We start from the raw sequence: 19713 nt of genomic DNA on the forward strand, positions 1-19713 counted from the left end.
TTGTGAAACTGGATGAAATCGCCCGGCTGGCCGGTGTTTCAAGAACCACCGCGAGCTATGTGATTAATGGCAAAGCGAAGCAGTACCGCGTAAGCGATAAAACGGTCGAAAAGGTGATGGCTGTGGTGCGAGAGTACAACTATCATCCGAATGCGGTCGCCGCTGGCCTGCGTGCAGGACGCACACGATCTATCGGTCTGGTGATCCCGGATCTCGAAAATACCAGCTATACCCGCATTGCAAATTATCTCGAACGTCAGGCGCGTCAGCGCGGCTATCAGCTGCTGATTGCCTGTTCTGAGGATCAACCCGATAACGAGATGCGCTGCATTGAGCATCTGCTGCAGCGCCAGGTGGACGCTATCATTGTCTCTACCTCGCTGCCGCCGGAGCACCCTTTCTATCAACGCTGGGCTAACGATCCGTTTCCGATTGTCGCGCTTGACCGCGCCCTTGACCGCGAGCATTTCACCAGTGTGGTCGGCGCTGATCAGGATGACGCTGAAATGCTCGCTGCCGAGCTGCGGACCTTCCCTGGCGAAACGGTACTTTATCTCGGCGCGCTGCCGGAACTGTCGGTGAGCTTCCTGCGCGAGCAGGGCTTCCGCAAAGCCTGGCAGGACGATCCGCGCGAGGTGCATTATCTCTATGCCAACAGCTATGAGCGCGAAGCGGCGGCTCAGCTGTTTGAGAAATGGCTTGAAACCCATCCGATGCCTCAGGCGCTGTTTACTACCTCTTTCCCGTTGCTGCAGGGCGTGATGGATGTGACGCTGCGCCGTGAGGGCAAACTGCCCTCCGAGCTGGCGATCGCCACCTTCGGCGATAATGAGCTGCTCGATTTTCTGCAGTGCCCGGTGCTGGCGGTGGCTCAGCGCCATCGCGATGTCGCTGAGCGGGTGCTGGAGATCGTCCTCGCCAGCCTCGATGAACCGCGCAAGCCAAAGCCGGGCCTGAGCCGTATTCGCCGTAATCTCTATCGTCGTGGTAGCCTGAATCGCCGCTAAGCGCGCAATATCGCCAGAGCCCAGGAATATTCCTGGCGGGCCTGCCGGAAAGCAGGCCTTTGGCGATTAATCAGGCAATTGACGTCCAAAATGCAAAACTGAATATATTTCAGACAAATCCCTAAACTTCTTTACGTGTTATTTTGTTTAATTCGCTGGCAATCGTTTTGTTACTCAAAACGGGACACAAAAAATGATTGCGCAGGCTTTAATTGTATTATTTTGTTACATTCACCAGGTTAATTGCTGAATTAACACTCATTTTGTACGCCCCAGCCTTTCTCTTCTGCCCTATCCCGCGTCTGGTCCGCCCCTCAGCCAGCAACAGGTACTGTTAACGACCGGCATAATGGCCTAAAATGCCGCTCGCGTCGCAAACTGACACTTTATATTTTCCCGCCGAAGATATTTTGTTGTTTATAACTGTTACGAGTTTGTTGGTTATTTTCTTACACGTATTCATAACGTTAATTTGCCTCGCCTGTTGATGATTTTTTCATCAGGGCTAATGTCGGCTGTAAATAATGGGTTTTTGAGCTCTGTTGGCATCCGTGCTGGCTTGACAAGCTTTTCCTCCGCTCCGTAAACTCCTTCTGGTGGGAATTTGTGGGATAAAGTGGCGAAAAGGGGTGAGGCTGGCATGTTCCGTGGAGCAACGTTGGTCAATCTCGACAGCAAAGGCCGCCTGGCCGTGCCAACGCGCTATCGCGATGGGCTGATCGAGGACGCTGCCGGTCAATTGGTATGCACCATTGACATTCATCACCCGTGCCTGCTGCTTTATCCATTGCCTGAATGGGAAATCATCGAGCAGAAATTGTCGCGTTTATCGAGCATGAATCCCGTTGAGCGGCGCGTACAGCGTTTGCTTCTGGGTCATGCCAGCGAATGTCAGATGGATAATGCCGGACGATTGCTCATTGCGCCGGTGTTACGGCAGCATGCCGGGCTGACAAAAGAAGTGATGCTGGTCGGGCAGTTTAATAAGTTTGAACTGTGGGATGAAACGACCTGGTATCAACGGGTCAAGGAAGATATCGACGCTGAGCAGTCCGCGACCGGTGAACTGTCGGAGCGCCTGCAGGATTTGTCCTTATAAAAATGATGGAAAATTATAAACATACTACGGTACTTCTGGATGAAGCCGTCAACGGCCTCAATATTCGTCCAGACGGTATCTATATTGATGGTACTTTTGGCCGCGGTGGTCACTCGCGCCTGATCCTCTCCCGGCTGGGAGCGGAAGGACGCTTGCTGGCAATCGATCGCGATCCACAGGCGATTGCCGTCGCGAAAACCATCGATGATCCCCGCTTTTCCATCGTACATGGTCCTTTTTCACAGCTCGCTGACTACGTCGACGAGCGTGATCTTACCGGTAAGATCGACGGCATTCTGCTCGATCTCGGCGTCTCTTCCCCGCAGCTTGACGATGCGGAACGCGGCTTTTCCTTTATGCGCGACGGGCCGCTGGACATGCGCATGGATCCGACGCGCGGTCAGTCCGCGGCCGAGTGGCTGCAGACGGCAGAAGAAGCCGATATCGCCTGGGTGATTAAAACCTTCGGCGAAGAGCGTTTCGGTAAACGTATCGCCCGCGCGATCGTCGAACGTAACCGTATTGAACCGATGACCCGCACCAAAGAGCTGGCGGAGGTCATTGCTGCGGCGATGCCGGTAAAAGATAAGCATAAACATCCCGCGACCCGTACCTTCCAGGCGGTGCGCATATGGGTAAACAGTGAACTGGAGGAGATAGAGCAGGCGCTAAAAAGCTCGCTCAGCGTGCTGGCCCCGGGTGGGCGGCTATCGATCATTAGTTTTCATTCGCTTGAAGATCGCATTGTGAAGCGCTTTATGCGTGAACAAAGCCGCGGTCCGCAGGTTCCGGCGGGAATACCGATGACCGAAGCGCAGCTCAAAAAACTGGGCGGCCGTGAGTTACGAGCACTAGGCAAGTTGATGCCGGGCGAAGAAGAGGTGGCAGAGAATCCACGTGCCCGTAGTTCAGTGCTGCGTATTGCAGAGAGGACGAACGCATGATCGGCAGAGTGACAGAGGCCTTAAGCAAGGTTAAAGGGTCGATTGGAAGCAACGAGCGCCATGCTTTGCCTGGCGTGATCGGGGACGACCTTCTGCGGTTTGGGAAACTGCCACTCTGCCTGTTCATTTGCATCATTATTACGGCGATTACCGTGGTCACCACCGCGCACCATACGCGCCTGCTGACCGCGCAGCGTGAACAACTGGTTCTGGAACGCGACGCCCTGGATATCGAGTGGCGCAACCTGATCCTCGAAGAGAACGCGCTCGGCGATCACAGTCGGGTTGAGCGGATCGCGACCGAGAAGTTGCAGATGCAACACGTCGATCCATCACAAGAAAATATCGTTGTACAGAAATAAGGATTATTGCGACGGATGAAAGCAGCGCCAAAAACGCCAAAAGCAAAGCGTCAGGAAGAACAGGCCAACTTTATCAGTTGGCGTTTTGCGTTGCTGTGCGGCTGTATTCTGCTGGCGCTGACTTTCCTGCTGGGTCGTGTCGCCTGGCTCCAGGTGGTCAGCCCCGACATGCTGGTGCGTCAGGGCGATATGCGCTCGCTGCGCGTCCAGGAAGTGTCTACCGCGCGCGGGATGATTACCGACCGCTCCGGGCGGCCGCTGGCGGTCAGCGTACCGGTGAAGGCTATCTGGGCCGATCCGAAGGAGCTGCATGATGCCGGGGGGGTCACCCTGGATACGCGCTGGAAGGCGCTGGCGGACGCCCTCAATATGCCGCTGGATCAGCTGGCAACGCGCATCAATACCAATCCGCGGATGCGTTTTATCTATCTGGCGCGTCAGGTAAACCCTGACATGGCCGACTACATCAAAAAGCTAAAGCTGCCGGGCATTCATCTGCGTGAAGAGTCCCGTCGTTATTACCCTTCCGGAGAAGTGACTGCTCACCTCATTGGCTTTACCAACGTCGACAGCCAGGGGATTGAAGGGGTCGAAAAAAGCTTTGATAAATGGCTTACCGGCCAGCCGGGCGAGCGTATCGTGCGTAAAGACCGCTATGGCCGGGTCATTGAAGATATCTCTTCTACCGACAGCCAGGCGGCGCACAACCTGGCGCTGAGCATCGACGAACGTCTGCAGGCGCTGGTCTATCGCGAGCTGAACAACGCCGTGGCCTTTAACAAAGCCGAGTCGGGCAGCGCCGTGTTAGTGGACGTTAACACCGGGGAAGTGCTGGCGATGGCCAACAGCCCCTCCTATAACCCGAACAACTTCGCCGGTACGGCGAAAGACACCATGCGTAACCGCGCTATCACCGACGTATTCGAACCGGGTTCGACGGTGAAACCGATGGTGGTGATGACGGCGCTGCAACGCGGTATCGTCAACGAAAATACCGTGCTGAATACCATTCCCTATCGAATTAACGGCCACGAAATCAAAGACGTGGCGCGTTATAGCGAATTGACCCTGACCGGGGTGCTACAGAAGTCGAGTAACGTCGGTGTTTCTAAACTGGCGTTAGCGATGCCGTCCTCAGCGTTAGTAGATACTTACTCACGTTTTGGGCTTGGAAAGGCGACCAATTTGGGGTTGGTCGGAGAACGCAGTGGCTTATATCCTCAAAAACAACGGTGGTCTGACATAGAGAGGGCCACCTTTTCTTTCGGCTACGGGCTAATGGTAACCCCGTTACAGTTAGCGCGAGTCTACGCAACGATTGGCAGCTATGGCATCTATCGCCCGCTGTCAATTACCAAGGTTGATCCACCGGTTCCGGGCGAGCGCGTCTTCCCGGAATCACTCGTTCGTACCGTCGTTCATATGATGGAAAGCGTGGCGCTGCCCGGCGGCGGCGGCGTGAAAGCGGCGATCAAAGGCTATCGCATCGCGATTAAAACCGGTACGGCGAAAAAAGTGGGGCCGGATGGCCGCTATATCAACAAATATATTGCTTACACCGCAGGCGTTGCGCCCGCCAGCCATCCGCGCTTCGCGCTGGTGGTGGTGATCAACGACCCGCAGGCAGGTAAATACTACGGTGGCGCCGTTTCCGCGCCGGTCTTCGGTGCCATCATGGGCGGCGTATTGCGCACCATGAACATTGAGCCGGATGCGCTGGCAACGGGCGAAAAAAGTGAATTTGTAATTAATCAAGGCGAGGGAACAGGTGGCAGATCGTAATTTGCGCGACCTACTCGCTCCGTGGGTGCCAAACGCACCGGAGCGCATTCTGCGAGAGATGACGCTGGACAGCCGGGTGGCTGCTTCCGGCGATCTCTTTATCGCGGTACAGGGTCATCAGGCGGACGGGCGTCGTTATATCCCGCAGGCGATAGCGCAAGGTGTGGCTGCCATTATTGCTGAAGCGCAGGGCGAGGCTGAAGACGGTGAGATCCGTGAAATGCACGGCGTGCCGGTTATTTACCTGAGCCAGCTTAACGAACGCTTATCGGCGCTGGCCGGGCGTTTTTATCATCAGCCGTCGCAGCAGCTGCGTCTGGTGGGCGTCACCGGTACTAACGGTAAAACGACCACCACTCAACTGCTGGCGCAGTGGGCGAAGCTGCTCGGCGAAACCAGCGCAGTGATGGGGACCGTTGGCAACGGCCTGCTGGATAAAGTCGTGCCGACCGAAAATACCACCGGTTCTGCGGTAGATGTTCAGCATGTGCTCTCCAGTCTGGTCGGGCAGGGGGCAACCTTCGGCGCGATGGAAGTCTCTTCCCACGGTCTGGTGCAACACCGCGTGGCGGCGCTGCAGTTTGCCGCCTCGGTGTTTACCAATCTGAGCCGCGACCACCTCGACTACCATGGCGACATGGAGCACTACGAAGCGGCGAAATGGCTGCTGTACTCGACCCACCATTGCGGCCAGGCCATCGTCAACGCTGACGATGAAGTGGGGCGTCGCTGGCTGGCGAAGCTGCCGGATGCGGTGGCGGTGTCGATGGAAGATCATATCAATCCGAACTGCCACGGCCGCTGGCTGAAGGCCACCGCGGTCAACTATCACGACAGCGGCGCGACCATTCAGTTTGACTCCAGCTGGGGCAACGGTGAAATCGAAAGCCGCCTGATGGGCGCCTTTAACGTCAGCAACCTGCTGCTGGCGCTGGCGACGCTGCTGGCGCTGGGCTATCCGCTGGCCGATCTGCTGAAAACCGCAGCGCGTTTACAGCCGGTATGCGGCCGTATGGAAGTGTTCAGCGCGCCCGGTAAACCGGCCGTGGTGGTGGATTACGCCCATACGCCTGACGCGCTGGAAAAAGCGCTGCAGGCCGCGCGCCTGCACTGCAGCGGCAAGCTGTGGTGCGTTTTCGGCTGCGGCGGCGACCGTGACAAAGGCAAGCGTCCGCTGATGGGCGCTATCGCTGAAGAATTTGCCGACATCGTGGTGGTCACTGATGACAACCCGCGCACCGAAGAGCCGCGGGCGATTATCAACGATATTCTGGCCGGCATGCTCGATGCGGGTCATGCGAAGGTGATGGAAGGCCGCGCGGAAGCGGTCACCAACGCCGTGATGCAGGCGAAAGAGAACGACGTGGTGCTGGTGGCGGGTAAAGGCCATGAAGATTACCAGATCGTCGGCAATCGCCGTCTGGATTATTCCGACCGCGTCACCGTCGCGCGTCTGCTGGGAGCGGTAGCATGATTCGCTTTACGTTAAGCCAGCTCGCCGCGATCGCCCATGGCGAACGGCAGGGTAGCGACATCGCTATCGACGAGGTGACCTCCGATACCCGTAAAGTGACGGCGGGCTGCCTGTTTGTGGCGCTGAAAGGCGAGCGTTTCGACGCTCATGATTTTGCCGAACAGGCGAAAGCAGCTGGCGCCGGCGCGCTGCTGGTGAGCCGTCCGCTGGCCTGCGATCTCCCGCAGGTGATCGTGAAAGATACCCGCCAGGCTTTCGGCGAGTTAGCCGCCTGGGTGCGTCAGCAGGTACCGACCCGCGTCGTCGCTCTGACCGGCTCGTCCGGTAAAACCTCGGTCAAAGAGATGACCGCGGCGATCCTTAGCCAGTGCGGCAACACACTGTATACCGCTGGCAACCTGAACAACGATATCGGTGTACCGATGACGCTGCTGCGCCTGACTAAAGAGCATCAGTACGCGGTGATCGAACTCGGCGCCAACCACCAGGGCGAAATCGCCTGGACCGTCAGCCTGACGCGTCCGGAAGCCGCGCTGGTCAACAACCTTGCTGCGGCGCACCTCGAAGGTTTCGGCTCGCTGGCGGGCGTGGCGAAGGCGAAGGGCGAAATCTATACCGGTCTGCCGGAAAACGGCATCGCCATTCTCAATGCTGATAACAACGACTGGCTGAACTGGCAGGCGGTGATTGGCGATCGCAAAGTGTGGCGCTTCTCACCGAATGCGGCCAACAGCGACTTCACGGCGACCAACGTGCAGATCACCAGCCACGGTACCGAATTTACGCTGCAGACCCCAACCGGCAACGTTGACGTCCTGCTGCCGCTGCCGGGACGCCATAACATCGCTAACGCGCTGGCGGCGACCTCGCTGGCGATGGCGGTAGGCGCCGATCTGGCGGCGGTAAAAGCCGGTCTGGCGCAGCTGAAGGCCGTTCCGGGGCGTCTGTTCCCGATCCGGCTGACGGAGAGCCAGCTGCTGCTGGATGACTCCTACAACGCCAACGTTGGTTCGATGACCGCGGCAGTGCAGGTACTGTCAGAGATGCCCGGCTTCCGGGCGATGGTGGTCGGCGATATGGCGGAGCTTGGCGCGGAAAGCGCGGCCTGCCATCGCGAAGTCGGCGAGGCAGCGAAAGCGGCGGGGCTGGATTGCGTCCTCAGCGTCGGCACCTTGAGCGCGGATATCAGCCGCGCCAGCGGCGTGGGCGAACATTTTAATGATAAAGCCGCAGTAGTGGCTCGCCTGCGCGAGCTGCTGGCGGAGCACAAGATAATGACCATTTTAGTGAAGGGTTCACGTAGTGCCGCCATGGAAGAGGTAGTACGCGCATTACAGGAGACTGGGACATGTTAGTATGGCTGGCCGAACATTTGGTCAAATATTATTCCGGCTTTAACGTCTTTTCTTATCTGACGTTTCGCGCCATCGTCAGCCTGCTGACCGCGCTGTTCATCTCGTTGTGGATGGGCCCGCGCATGATCGCCCGTCTGCAAAAACTCTCCTTCGGCCAGGTCGTACGTAACGACGGTCCGGAGTCCCATTTCAGCAAACGCGGCACGCCGACCATGGGGGGGATCATGATCCTCACTGCGATCACCGTCTCCGTTCTGCTGTGGGCTTACCCCTCCAACCCGTACGTCTGGTGCGTACTGACGGTATTAATCGGCTACGGGATCATCGGCTTTGTTGATGATTACCGTAAAGTCGTGCGCAAAGATACCAAAGGCCTGATCGCCCGCTGGAAGTATTTCTGGATGTCGGTGATCGCGCTGGGCGTGGCGTTCGCGCTCTATCTGGCCGGGAAAGACACCCCGGCGACCGAGCTGGTGGTGCCATTCTTTAAAGACGTGATGCCGCAGCTGGGCCTGCTCTATATCCTGCTGGCTTACTTCGTTATCGTCGGTACCGGCAACGCCGTCAACCTGACCGATGGCCTCGACGGCCTGGCGATTATGCCGACCGTCTTCGTCGCTGCCGGCTTTGCGCTGGTGGCATGGGCTACCGGCAACATGAACTTCGCCAACTACCTGCACATTCCCTATCTGCGCCATGCTGGCGAGCTGGTGATCGTCTGTACGGCGATTGTCGGCGCGGGTCTGGGCTTCCTGTGGTTTAACACCTATCCGGCGCAGGTCTTTATGGGCGACGTCGGTTCGCTGGCGCTCGGTGGCGCGCTGGGCATTATCGCCGTGCTGCTGCGTCAGGAATTCCTGCTGGTGATTATGGGCGGCGTTTTCGTCGTGGAGACTCTGTCGGTGATCCTGCAGGTTGGCTCCTTTAAGCTGCGCGGTCAGCGCATCTTCCGTATGGCGCCGATTCACCATCACTATGAACTGAAGGGCTGGCCGGAGCCGCGCGTTATCGTGCGCTTCTGGATTATTTCGCTGATGCTGGTGCTGATTGGCCTGGCGACGCTGAAGGTACGTTAATCATGGCAGATTATCAGGGTAAAAAAGTCGTCATTATTGGGCTGGGTATGACCGGCCTGTCATGCGTGGACTTTTTCATGGCGCGCGGCGTGACGCCGCGCGTGATGGACACCCGCGTCGCGCCTCCGGGGCTGGATAAATTACCCGAATCGGTCGAATGCCATGTCGGTGGACTCAATGATACCTGGCTGCTGGCGGCGGATCTGATTGTCGCCAGTCCCGGCATCGCGCTGGCCCATCCTTCACTGAGCGCGGCAGCCGATGCAGGCGTAGAGATCGTTGGTGATATCGAACTGTTCTGCCGCGAGGCGCAGGCGCCGATTATCGCCATTACCGGCTCTAACGGCAAAAGCACTGTCACTACTCTGGTGGGCGAGATGGCGAAAGCGGCCGGGGTTAACGTCGGCGTGGGCGGTAATATCGGCCTGCCGGCGCTGATGCTGCTGGACACCGATCGTGAGCTGTATGTGCTGGAGCTCTCCAGCTTCCAGCTGGAAACGACCTCCAGCCTGCAGGCGGTGGCGGCAACCATCCTCAACGTGACTGAGGACCATATGGACCGCTACCCGCTGGGGCTGCAGCAGTATCGCGCGGCGAAGCTGCGGATTTACGAGAATGCAAAAACCTGCGTGGTGAACGCGGACGATGCGCTCACGATGCCGGTACGCGGGGCGGACGATCGCTGCATCAGCTTTGGTGTCGATGTCGGTGACTACCACCTTAACCGTCAGCAGGGCGAAACCTGGCTGCGCGTTAAAGGTGAGAAAGTCCTCAATGTGAAAGAGATGCCTCTCACCGGTCAGCATAACTACAGCAACGCCCTGGCGGCACTGGCGCTGGCCGATGCCGCGGGCCTGCCGCGGGCCAGTAGCCTCAAGGCATTAACCACCTTTACTGGCCTGGCCCATCGCTTTCAGCTGGTGCTGGATCACAACGGCGTACGCTGGATTAACGACTCGAAGGCAACCAACGTCGGCAGCACCGAGGCGGCGCTGAACGGCCTGCAGCTGGATGGCACGCTGTATCTTCTGCTGGGCGGCGACGGCAAGTCCGCTGATTTCACCCCGCTGAAGCGCTACCTCGGCGGCGATCGTATCCGTCTGTACTGCTTTGGTCGCGACGGCGCCGAGCTCGCCGAGCTGCGTCCTGACGTGGCGGTACAAACTGAAACCATGGAACAGGCGATGCGTCAGATAGCGCCCCTGGTGAAAGCGGGCGACATGGTGCTCCTGTCGCCGGCGTGCGCCAGCCTGGATCAGTTTAAGAATTTTGAACAACGGGGCGATATGTTTGCCCGTCTGGCGAAGGAGTTAGGTTGATGCGTTTCTCTCTCCCACGCCTGAGAATGCCGCAGCTGAGCTTGCCTCGGTTGAGACTGCCGCGACTGCCGGGGATGTTTATCTTCGCCTGGCTGTTCGCCGCGCTAAAAGGCTGGGTGATGGGCTCGCGCCCGAAAGATAACGACAGTCTGGTGATGTATGACCGGATGCTGCTATGGCTGACCTTCGGCCTGGCGGCGATCGGCTTTATCATGGTGACCTCGGCGTCGATGCCGGTGGGGCAGCGCCTGGCGAACGATCCTTTCCTCTTTGCCAAGCGTGACGGCCTGTACATTGTGCTGGCCTTTGTCCTCGCGCTGGTGACGCTGCGCCTGCCGATGGATTTCTGGCAGCGCCACAGTACCGCGATGCTGATTGCCTCAATTGTGATGCTGCTGATCGTACTGGTGGTGGGCAGCTCGGTAAACGGGGCATCGCGCTGGATCGCCCTTGGCCCGCTGCGTATTCAGCCGGCGGAGTTCACCAAGCTGTCGCTGTTCTGCTATATCGCCAACTATCTGGTGCGTAAAGCGGATGAAGTGCGTAACAACCTGCGCGGGTTCTTAAAACCGATGGGCGTGATTTTCGTGCTGGCGATCCTGCTGCTGGCGCAGCCTGACCTCGGTACCGTGGTAGTGCTGTTCGTCACCACGCTGGCGATGCTCTTCCTTGCTGGCGCGAAGCTGTGGCAGTTCATCGCCATTATCGGCATGGGTATCTCGGCGGTGGTCCTGCTGATCCTCGCCGAACCGTACCGTATTCGCCGCGTGACCTCCTTCTGGAACCCATGGGAAGACCCGTTCGGCAGTGGTTACCAGCTGACCCAGTCGCTGATGGCCTTTGGCCGCGGCGAGATGTGGGGGCAGGGCCTCGGCAACTCAGTGCAAAAACTGGAGTATTTGCCGGAAGCGCACACTGACTTTATCTTCGCCATTATCGGCGAAGAACTCGGTTATATCGGTGTGGTACTGGCGCTTTTAATGGTATTCTTCGTCGCTTTCCGCGCCATGTCGATTGGCCGTAAAGCGCTGGAGATCGATCATCGCTTCTCCGGCTTCCTCGCCTGTGCGATTGGTATCTGGTTTAGCTTCCAGGCGTTAGTTAACGTCGGGGCGGCGGCGGGGATGCTGCCGACGAAAGGTCTGACGCTGCCGCTGATCAGTTATGGTGGTTCCAGTCTGCTGATTATGTCGACGGCCATCATGTTGTTGTTGCGAATAGATTATGAAACGCGTCTGGAAAAAGCCCAGGCGTTTACACGGGGTGTTCGATGAGCGGTCAGGAAAAGCGGTTGATGGTGATGGCGGGCGGTACCGGCGGGCATGTGTTCCCGGGGCTGGCGGTCGCGCACCATTTAATGGACCAGGGCTGGCAGGTTCGCTGGCTGGGTACCGCCGATCGTATGGAAGCGGATTTAGTGCCGAAAAACGGCATCGAGATTGATTTTATCCGTATCTCCGGCCTGCGTGGCAAAGGGATAAAAGCGCAACTGTTGGCGCCGGTGCGTATCTTCAACGCCTGGCGTCAGGCGCGAGCGATCATGAAGCGTTTCCAGCCGGATGTGGTGCTGGGCATGGGCGGCTATGTCTCCGGGCCTGGCGGTCTGGCGGCGTGGTCGTTGGGGATCCCGGTGGTCCTCCACGAACAAAACGGTATTGCCGGTCTGACTAACAAATGGCTGGCGAAGATTGCGAAGAAAGTGATGCAGGCGTTTCCCGGCGCGTTCCCGCATGCGGACGTGGTCGGAAACCCGGTGCGTACCGATGTACTGGCGCTGCCGCTGCCGGGTCAGCGTCTGGTGGGGCGTCATGGACCGATTCGCGTGCTGGTGGTCGGTGGCTCTCAGGGCGCGCGCGTCCTGAACCAGACTATGCCGCAGGTGGCGGCGAAGCTCGGCGATGCGGTGACCATCTGGCATCAGAGCGGCAAAGGTGGCCAGCAAACCGTGCAACAGGCCTATGCCGCTGCGGGGCAGCCGCAGCATAAAGTGACGGAATTTATTGATGACATGGCCGCTGCCTATGCCTGGGCTGATGTCGTGGTTTGCCGTTCCGGCGCGCTGACGGTCAGCGAAATCGCGGCTGCAGGTTTACCGGCGCTGTTTGTACCCTTCCAGCACAAAGATCGTCAGCAGTACTGGAATGCGCTGCCGCTGGAGAAAGCCGGCGCGGCGAAAATTCTTGAACAGCCTGAGTTCACGGTAGAGGCGGTTGCCTCTACCCTGGCGAGCTGGGATCGGGAAACGTTGCTGGATATGGCGGAACGAGCGCGTGGCGCTTCGATTCCGGACGCTACCGAGCGAGTAGCAGAAGAGGTCAGCGCCGTAGCTTTGGCGCGCTAATTGCGGTGATTTTCACCGCCCGAATGACAGAAGTTGATGGCGTAAAGAATGAATACACAAGATTTGGCAAAACTGCGTTCCATAGTGCCCGAGATGCGTCGCGTCCGGCACATTCACTTTGTCGGCATCGGCGGTGCCGGTATGGGCGGTATTGCCGAAGTGTTGGCTAATGAAGGTTACCAGATCAGCGGCTCCGACCTGGCGCCGAATCCGGTGACCCAACAGCTGTCGCAGCTTGGCGCCACTATTTATTTCAACCATCGCCCGGAAAACGTGCGCGATGCCAGCGTTGTGGTCGTTTCCAGCGCGATTTCCGCGGATAACCCGGAAATCGTTGCCGCACACGAAGCGCGCATTCCGGTGATCCGCCGTGCGGAAATGCTGGCGGAGCTGATGCGCTTCCGCCACGGGATTGCGATTGCCGGAACTCACGGCAAAACCACTACCACCGCGATGGTGTCCAGTATTTACGCCGAAGCCGGGCTCGACCCGACCTTCGTCAACGGCGGGCTGGTGAAAGCGGCGGGCGTGCATGCCCGTCTCGGCCATAGCCGTTATTTGATTGCGGAAGCGGATGAGAGCGATGCGTCGTTCCTGCATCTGCAGCCGATGGTCGCGATTGTGACCAACATCGAAGCCGACCATATGGATACCTACCATGGCGACTTCGAAAATCTGAAGCAGACCTTTATTAACTTCCTGCACAACCTGCCGTTCTACGGACGCGCGGTGATGTGCGTGGATGATCCGGTTATTCGTGAACTGCTGCCGCGCGTAGGCCGGCAGATCACCACCTACGGTTTTAGCGACGACGCCGACGTTCGCGTCGAGGACTACCGTCAGCTTGGGGCTCAAGGCCATTTTCGCCTGGTGCGTCAGGATAAAGAGATCCTGCAGGTCACGCTCAATGCCCCGGGTCGCCATAACGCGCTGAACGCGGCGGCGGCGGTGGCCGTGGCGACGGAAGAGGGAATTGACGACCAGGCGATCCTGCGCGCGCTGGAAAGTTTCCAGGGAACCGGACGCCGCTTTGATTTTCTTGGCGAGTTTCCGCTGGCGGAAGTCAACGGCAAGCCGGGCAGCGCGATGCTGATCGATGACTACGGCCACCACCCGACGGAAGTGGACGCCACCATCAAAGCCGCGCGCGCTGGCTGGCCGGATAAAAATCTGGTGATGCTGTTCCAACCGCACCGTTATACCCGTACCCGCGATCTGTATGACGATTTCGCCAACGTGCTGACCCAGGTCGATGCGCTGCTGATGCTGGATGTCTATCCGGCGGGCGAAGCGCCGATCCCGGGCGCCGATAGCCGCTCACTGTGCCGTACGATCCGCGGTCGCGGTAAAGTTGACCCAATCCTGGTCTCTGACCCGGCCCAGGCCGCGGAGATGCTGGCGTCGGTGCTGACCGGTAACGATTTAGTGCTGGTGCAGGGCGCGGGCAATATCGGAAAAATTGCCCGTCACCTGGCTGAAATCAAACTGGCTCCGCAAAAAACGGAGGAAGAGCGCCATGGCTGATAAAATCGCGGTGCTTTTCGGTGGAACCTCCGCTGAACGTGAAGTGTCGCTGAATTCAGGCGCCGCGGTGCTGGCCGGGCTGCGTGAAGGCGGGGTGGATGCCCATCCGGTCGACCCGCGCGACATCGATATTACCCAGTTAAAAAATCTGGGCTTTAAGAAAGCGTTTATTGCCCTCCATGGCCGCGGCGGGGAAGATGGCACATTGCAGGGGCTGCTGGATCTGATCCAGTTGCCTTATACCGGCAGCGGGGTGATGGCCTCTGCGCTGTCGATGGATAAACTGCGCAGCAAATGGCTGTGGCAGGGGGCGGGATTGCCGGTCGCGCCGTGGGTCGCGCTGACCCGCGCCCAGTTTACTGCAGGACTTTCTGCTGCCGTTGAACAACAGATTGCGGCGCTGGGCCTGCCGGTCATCATCAAGCCGAGCCGTGAAGGCTCCAGCGTCGGGATGTCGAAAGTCAGCGAAAGCTGTGATTTACCGAGTGCATTGGCGCTGGCTTTTCAGCATGATGATGAAGTTTTGGTCGAAAAATGGCTTAGTGGGCCGGAATTTACCGTCGCCATCGTCGGTGAAGAAATTTTACCGTCAATACGTATCCAGGCCGCGGGAACCTTCTATGATTATGAGGCGAAGTATCTGTCTGATGAGACGCAATATTTCTGCCCTGGATTTGAAGATCCCGCGCGTGAGTCAGACATCCAGAGCCTGGTGCTTAAAGCCTGGAATGTTCTGGGGTGTAAAGGCTGGGGCCGTATTGACGTGATGCTGGACAGCGATGGCCAGTTTTATCTGCTGGAAGCAAATACTTCCCCGGGCATGACCAGCCATAGCCTTGTACCGATGGCGGCGCGTCAGGCAGGAATGAGCTTCTCCCAGCTTGTTGTACGAATTCTGGACCTGGCGGGGTGATATGTCGCAGGCTGCGCTGAATACGCGGAACCATGAAGAGGACGTTTCTTCTTCGCGTCGGAGTAATGGAACGCGGCTGGCAGGGATCGTTTTCCTGCTGGCGGTGCTGTTTACCGTGCTGGTCAGCGGGTGGATGGTTCTTGGCTGGATGGAAGATGCGCAGCGCTTGCCGCTGTCGAAGATGGTGGTGACCGGCGAGCGTCACTATACGCGCAATGATGACATCCGCCAGGCGATTCTGGCGTTGGGTTCACCGGGTACTTTCATGACTCAGGATGTGAACATTATTCAGAGTCAAATTGAACGCTTGCCGTGGATTAAGCAGGCGAGCGTCCGTAAGCAGTGGCCCGATGAATTGAAGATTCATCTGGTTGAATATGTGCCGATTGCGCGCTGGAATGATCAACATATGGTGGATGCAGAAGGAAATGCCTTCAGCGTACCGGCGGATCGCACCAGCAAACAGAATTTACCGATGTTATACGGCCCGGAAGGCAGCGAGAACGAAGTGCTGCAAGGGTATCGTGACATGGGGCAGGTGCTGGCAAAGGATAAATTCACGTTGAAAGTGGCGGCGATGACCGCCCGTCGCTCCTGGCAGTTGACGCTTAATAATGACATTAAGCTCAACCTTGGCCGTGGCGATACCATGAAACGGCTTCAGCGCTTTATGGAACTCTACCCGGTTCTCCAGCAGCAGGCGCAGACCGACGGCAAACGGATTAGCTACGTTGATTTGCGTTATGACTCGGGTGCGGCAGTGGGCTGGGTACCTGCTCCCGTAGAGGAAACTAATCAACAACAGAATCAGGCACAGGCAGAACAACAATGATCAAGGCGACGGACAGAAAACTGGTAGTTGGACTGGAGATTGGCACCGCTAAGGTGGCCGCTTTAGTAGGGGAAGTTCTGCCCGACGGCATGATTAATATCATCGGCGTGGGCAGTTGCCCATCACGTGGTATGGATAAAGGCGGTGTGAACGACCTCGAGTCGGTGGTGAAATGCGTACAGCGCGCCATCGACCAGGCCGAACTGATGGCGGATTGCCAGATTTCATCAGTTTATTTGGCACTTTCGGGTAAACATATAAGCTGTCAGAATGAAATCGGGATGGTACCGATTTCGGAAGAAGAAGTGACGCTGGATGACGTTGAGAACGTGGTCCACACCGCGAAGTCGGTTCGCGTCCGCGATGAACATCGCGTCCTGCACGTGATTCCGCAGGAATATGCCATCGACTACCAGGAAGGGATTAAAAATCCGGTAGGGCTGTCTGGTGTGCGTATGCAGGCGAAGGTGCATCTGATTACCTGCCATAACGATATGGCGAAAAACATTGTTAAAGCGGTGGAACGTTGCGGTCTGAAAGTTGACCAACTTATTTTCGCCGGGTTAGCGGCCAGTTATTCGGTATTAACAGAAGACGAACGTGAGCTGGGCGTCTGCGTCGTGGACATCGGCGGTGGTACAATGGATATCGCCGTCTACACCGGCGGCGCATTGCGTCACACCAAAGTGATCCCGTACGCCGGGAACGTGGTGACCAGCGATATCGCCTATGCCTTTGGTACGCCGCCGAGCGATGCCGAAGCGATTAAGGTTCGTCACGGTTGCGCATTAGGTTCCATCGTCGGTAAAGACGAAAACGTCGAAGTCCCGAGCGTAGGCGGACGTCCGCCGCGCAGCCTGCAGCGTCAGACGCTGGCAGAGGTGATTGAACCGCGCTATACCGAGCTGCTTAATCTGGTCAACGAAGAGATCCTGCAGCTGCAGGAACAGCTTCGCCAGCAGGGTGTCAAACATCATCTGGCGGCAGGGATTGTGTTAACCGGCGGCGCGGCGCAAATTGAAGGCCTGGCGGCCTGTGCGCAGCGGGTATTCCATACCCAGGTGCGTATTGGCGCGCCGCTGAACATTACTGGTTTAACGGATTACGCCCAGGAGCCGTATTATTCGACGGCGGTTGGGCTGCTGCACTACGGCAAAGAGTCACATTTGAGTGGTGAAGCGGAAGTCGAAAAACGCGTGACGGCGTCAGTGGGCTCGTGGATTAAACGACTCAACAGCTGGCTGCGAAAAGAGTTTTAATTTTTTAAGAGAACGCAGACAATTAGCGTTCTCAGGCGACAGGCACAAGACGGAGAGAAACTATGTTTGAACCTATGGAACTGACCAACGACGCGGTGATTAAAGTCATCGGCGTCGGTGGCGGCGGCGGTAACGCCGTTGAACACATGGTGCGCGAGCGCATTGAGGGTGTTGAATTCTTCGCGGTGAACACCGATGCGCAGGCGCTGCGTAAAACGGCTGTTGGCCAGACTATCCAGATCGGTAGCGGTATTACCAAAGGTCTGGGTGCGGGCGCGAACCCGGAAGTCGGCCGCAATGCGGCGGACGAAGACCGCGAAGCGCTGCGTGCGGCCCTTGATGGCGCAGACATGGTGTTCATCGCGGCAGGTATGGGCGGCGGTACCGGTACCGGTGCGGCGCCAGTGGTTGCGGAAGTGGCGAAGGATCTGGGTATCCTCACCGTTGCGGTGGTCACGAAGCCGTTTAATTTCGAAGGCAAGAAGCGCATGGCGTTTGCTGAGCAGGGGATCACCGAGCTGTCCAAGCACGTTGACTCACTGATCACCATCCCGAACGACAAGCTGCTGAAAGTACTCGGCCGTGGTATTTCTCTGCTCGACGCGTTCGGCGCGGCAAACGATGTACTGAAAGGCGCGGTGCAGGGTATCGCCGAACTGATTACGCGTCCGGGCCTGATGAACGTCGACTTCGCGGACGTCCGTACCGTGATGTCAGAAATGGGCTACGCGATGATGGGCTCCGGCGTGGCGAGTGGTGAAGACCGTGCGGAAGAAGCGGCTGAAATGGCTATCTCTTCTCCGCTGCTGGAAGATATCGACCTGTCCGGCGCGCGCGGCGTACTGGTTAACATTACTGCGGGCTTCGACCTGCGTCTGGATGAGTTCGAAACCGTGGGTAACACCATCCGTGCCTTTGCGTCGGATAACGCGACCGTGGTTATCGGTACTTCTCTGGACCCGGATATGAACGACGAGCTGCGCGTGACCGTGGTGGCGACTGGTATCGGCATGGACAAGCGTCCGGAAATTACCCTGGTGACCAACAAACAGGTTCAGCAGCCGGTGATGGATCGCTACCAGCAGCACGGTATGTCGCCGCTGACGCAAGAGCAGAAGCCGGCAGCAAAAGTGGTGAACGACAATACGCCGCAAACCGCGAAAGAGCCGGATTATCTGGATATCCCAGCCTTCCTGCGTAAGCAAGCCGATTAAGAATCGACTGGAAGTTGGGCATCTGCGCTCTTTGTGCTAAACTGGCCTCCCGATAGTGGTGTACACTTCGGTTGGATAGGTAAATTGGCGAGATTATACGATGATCAAACAAAGGACTCTTAAACGTATCGTTCAGGCGACTGGTGTCGGTTTGCATACCGGCAAGAAAGTCACACTGACGTTACGCCCTGCGCCGGCAAATACCGGGGTCATCTATCGTCGCACCGACTTGAATCCACCGGTAGATTTTCCGGCTGATGCCAAATCTGTGCGTGATACCATGCTCTGTACTTGCCTGGTTAATGAGCATGACGTGCGGATTTCTACGGTTGAACACCTGAACGCCGCATTGGCTGGCCTGGGTATCGACAACATTATTGTTGAAGTCGACGCACCGGAAATCCCGATTATGGACGGCAGTGCGGCTCCGTTCGTTTATCTGTTGCTGGACGCCGGCATCGATGAACTGAATTGCGCCAAGAAATTTGTTCGTATCAAAGAGACGGTTCGCGTCGAAGATGGCGACAAATGGGCTGAATTCAAACCGTACAATGGTTTTTCGCTGGATTTCACCATCGATTTTAACCATCCGGCGATTGATGCCAGCACCCAGCGCTATACGCTGAACTTCTCGGCCGATGCGTTCATGCGTCAGATTAGCCGTGCGCGTACCTTCGGTTTTATGCGCGATATCGAATATCTGCAGTCCCGCGGCCTGTGCCTGGGCGGCAGCTTCGATTGTGCCATCGTTGTTGACGATTATCGCGTACTGAACGAAGACGGTCTGCGCTTTGAAGACGAATTTGTTCGCCACAAAATGCTGGATGCGATCGGTGACCTGTTTATGTGTGGTCACAACATTATCGGCGCATTCACGGCGTACAAATCGGGTCACGCGTTGAATAACAAACTGCTGCAGGCGGTCCTGGCAAAACAGGAAGCCTGGGAGTATGTGACCTTCGAAGACGACGCAAAACTGCCTATGGCGTTCCGCGCACCGTCGATGGTTCTGGCGTAAGCCTGACCATTCAGTAAATTCGACTGGTAACCTGGTACTCTCTCCGACCAGGGAACCAGTCGTTTTTCTTTTATAACCCCTTCCAGTTATTTTTCGCAGTGATTGTCGGGCAATAATTAGCGCGCGTTCGCTGTTTTATTAAGCGTTTTCCCCGGGCAATCGCCTTCATTCATGCTGCCTCAGCGCGGTAATAA

Annotated in this window: 17 protein-coding genes; all 17 read left to right on the plus strand. The window is 57.5% G+C overall.

Annotated features, from left to right (window positions below; all coding sequences use genetic code 11):
- The first annotated feature begins 2 nt into the window (after positions 1-2).
- The 17 genes from cra to lpxC all read left to right on the plus strand — a co-directional run bounded on the left by cra (position 3) and on the right by lpxC (position 19519).
- A complete protein-coding gene (gene cra, locus HMPREF3142_RS08780) occupies positions 3-1007 on the plus strand; it encodes a catabolite repressor/activator (RefSeq protein WP_070611999.1) in 1005 nt (334 codons plus the stop codon).
- A gap of 640 nt (positions 1008-1647) precedes the next feature.
- Positions 1648-2106 (plus strand): division/cell wall cluster transcriptional repressor MraZ, encoded by a 459-nt coding sequence (gene mraZ / locus HMPREF3142_RS08785; protein WP_012542858.1) that lies wholly within the window; start codon positions 1648-1650, stop codon positions 2104-2106.
- Between the two features lie 2 nt (positions 2107-2108).
- Positions 2109-3050 carry a 16S rRNA (cytosine(1402)-N(4))-methyltransferase RsmH gene (gene rsmH, locus HMPREF3142_RS08790; RefSeq protein ID WP_023297066.1) on the plus strand — a complete coding sequence of 314 codons (942 nt, stop codon included), beginning with the start codon at positions 2109-2111 and terminating at the stop codon, positions 3048-3050.
- Positions 3047-3412 (plus strand): cell division protein FtsL, encoded by a 366-nt coding sequence (gene ftsL, locus HMPREF3142_RS08795; RefSeq protein WP_002888550.1) that lies wholly within the window; start codon positions 3047-3049, stop codon positions 3410-3412. The genes rsmH and ftsL overlap by 4 nt, the downstream gene beginning before the upstream one ends.
- A gap of 15 nt (positions 3413-3427) precedes the next feature.
- Positions 3428-5194 carry a peptidoglycan glycosyltransferase FtsI gene (locus HMPREF3142_RS08800; protein ID WP_008807437.1) on the plus strand — a complete coding sequence of 589 codons (1767 nt, stop codon included), beginning with the start codon at positions 3428-3430 and terminating at the stop codon, positions 5192-5194.
- Positions 5181-6668: a UDP-N-acetylmuramoyl-L-alanyl-D-glutamate--2,6-diaminopimelate ligase gene (murE, locus tag HMPREF3142_RS08805; protein WP_008807436.1), complete on the plus strand. Its 1488-nt coding sequence runs from the start codon at positions 5181-5183 to the stop codon at positions 6666-6668. Before HMPREF3142_RS08800 ends, murE begins: the two co-directional genes overlap by 14 nt.
- Positions 6665-8023, plus strand: a complete 1359-nt coding sequence (gene murF / locus HMPREF3142_RS08810) for a UDP-N-acetylmuramoyl-tripeptide--D-alanyl-D-alanine ligase (protein ID WP_012968939.1) — start codon at positions 6665-6667, stop codon at positions 8021-8023. Before murE ends, murF begins: the two co-directional genes overlap by 4 nt.
- On the plus strand, positions 8017-9099 hold the full coding sequence (gene mraY / locus HMPREF3142_RS08815; protein WP_008807434.1) for a phospho-N-acetylmuramoyl-pentapeptide-transferase: 1083 nt from the start codon (positions 8017-8019) through the stop codon (positions 9097-9099). Before murF ends, mraY begins: the two co-directional genes overlap by 7 nt.
- Positions 9100-9101: 2 nt before the next feature.
- Positions 9102-10418 (plus strand): UDP-N-acetylmuramoyl-L-alanine--D-glutamate ligase, encoded by a 1317-nt coding sequence (murD, locus tag HMPREF3142_RS08820; RefSeq protein WP_008807433.1) that lies wholly within the window; start codon positions 9102-9104, stop codon positions 10416-10418.
- Positions 10418-11692, plus strand: coding sequence for a cell division protein FtsW (gene ftsW, locus HMPREF3142_RS08825; protein ID WP_004204337.1), 1275 nt, complete (start codon positions 10418-10420; stop codon positions 11690-11692). The genes murD and ftsW overlap by 1 nt, the downstream gene beginning before the upstream one ends.
- The gene (gene murG / locus HMPREF3142_RS08830) at positions 11689-12759 is read left to right on the plus strand and encodes an undecaprenyldiphospho-muramoylpentapeptide beta-N-acetylglucosaminyltransferase (protein ID WP_008807432.1); all 1071 of its coding nucleotides are present in this window, start codon (positions 11689-11691) and stop codon (positions 12757-12759) included. Before ftsW ends, murG begins: the two co-directional genes overlap by 4 nt.
- Positions 12760-12807: 48 nt before the next feature.
- Complete coding sequence (gene murC / locus HMPREF3142_RS08835) at positions 12808-14283, plus strand: UDP-N-acetylmuramate--L-alanine ligase (RefSeq protein WP_008807431.1); 1476 nt, start codon at positions 12808-12810, stop codon at positions 14281-14283.
- A complete protein-coding gene (locus HMPREF3142_RS08840; protein WP_008807430.1) occupies positions 14276-15196 on the plus strand; it encodes a D-alanine--D-alanine ligase in 921 nt (306 codons plus the stop codon). The genes murC and HMPREF3142_RS08840 overlap by 8 nt, the downstream gene beginning before the upstream one ends.
- Before the next feature lies 1 nt (position 15197).
- Positions 15198-16028, plus strand: a complete 831-nt coding sequence (ftsQ, locus tag HMPREF3142_RS08845) for a cell division protein FtsQ (protein WP_008807429.1) — start codon at positions 15198-15200, stop codon at positions 16026-16028.
- Positions 16025-17287: a cell division protein FtsA gene (gene ftsA, locus HMPREF3142_RS08850; protein WP_004204343.1), complete on the plus strand. Its 1263-nt coding sequence runs from the start codon at positions 16025-16027 to the stop codon at positions 17285-17287. The genes ftsQ and ftsA overlap by 4 nt, the downstream gene beginning before the upstream one ends.
- 62 nt (positions 17288-17349) lie before the next feature.
- On the plus strand, positions 17350-18501 hold the full coding sequence (ftsZ, locus tag HMPREF3142_RS08855; protein ID WP_002888628.1) for a cell division protein FtsZ: 1152 nt from the start codon (positions 17350-17352) through the stop codon (positions 18499-18501).
- A 100-nt stretch (positions 18502-18601) separates the two neighbouring features.
- Entirely contained in the window at positions 18602-19519 is a 918-nt protein-coding gene (gene lpxC / locus HMPREF3142_RS08860; protein WP_002888632.1) for a UDP-3-O-acyl-N-acetylglucosamine deacetylase, read from the plus strand.
- Positions 19520-19713 lie beyond the last annotated feature (194 nt).

Origin of the sequence: Klebsiella sp. HMSC16C06, from assembly GCF_001808325.1 — a bacterium.
Taxonomy (GTDB): domain Bacteria; phylum Pseudomonadota; class Gammaproteobacteria; order Enterobacterales; family Enterobacteriaceae; genus Klebsiella; species Klebsiella variicola.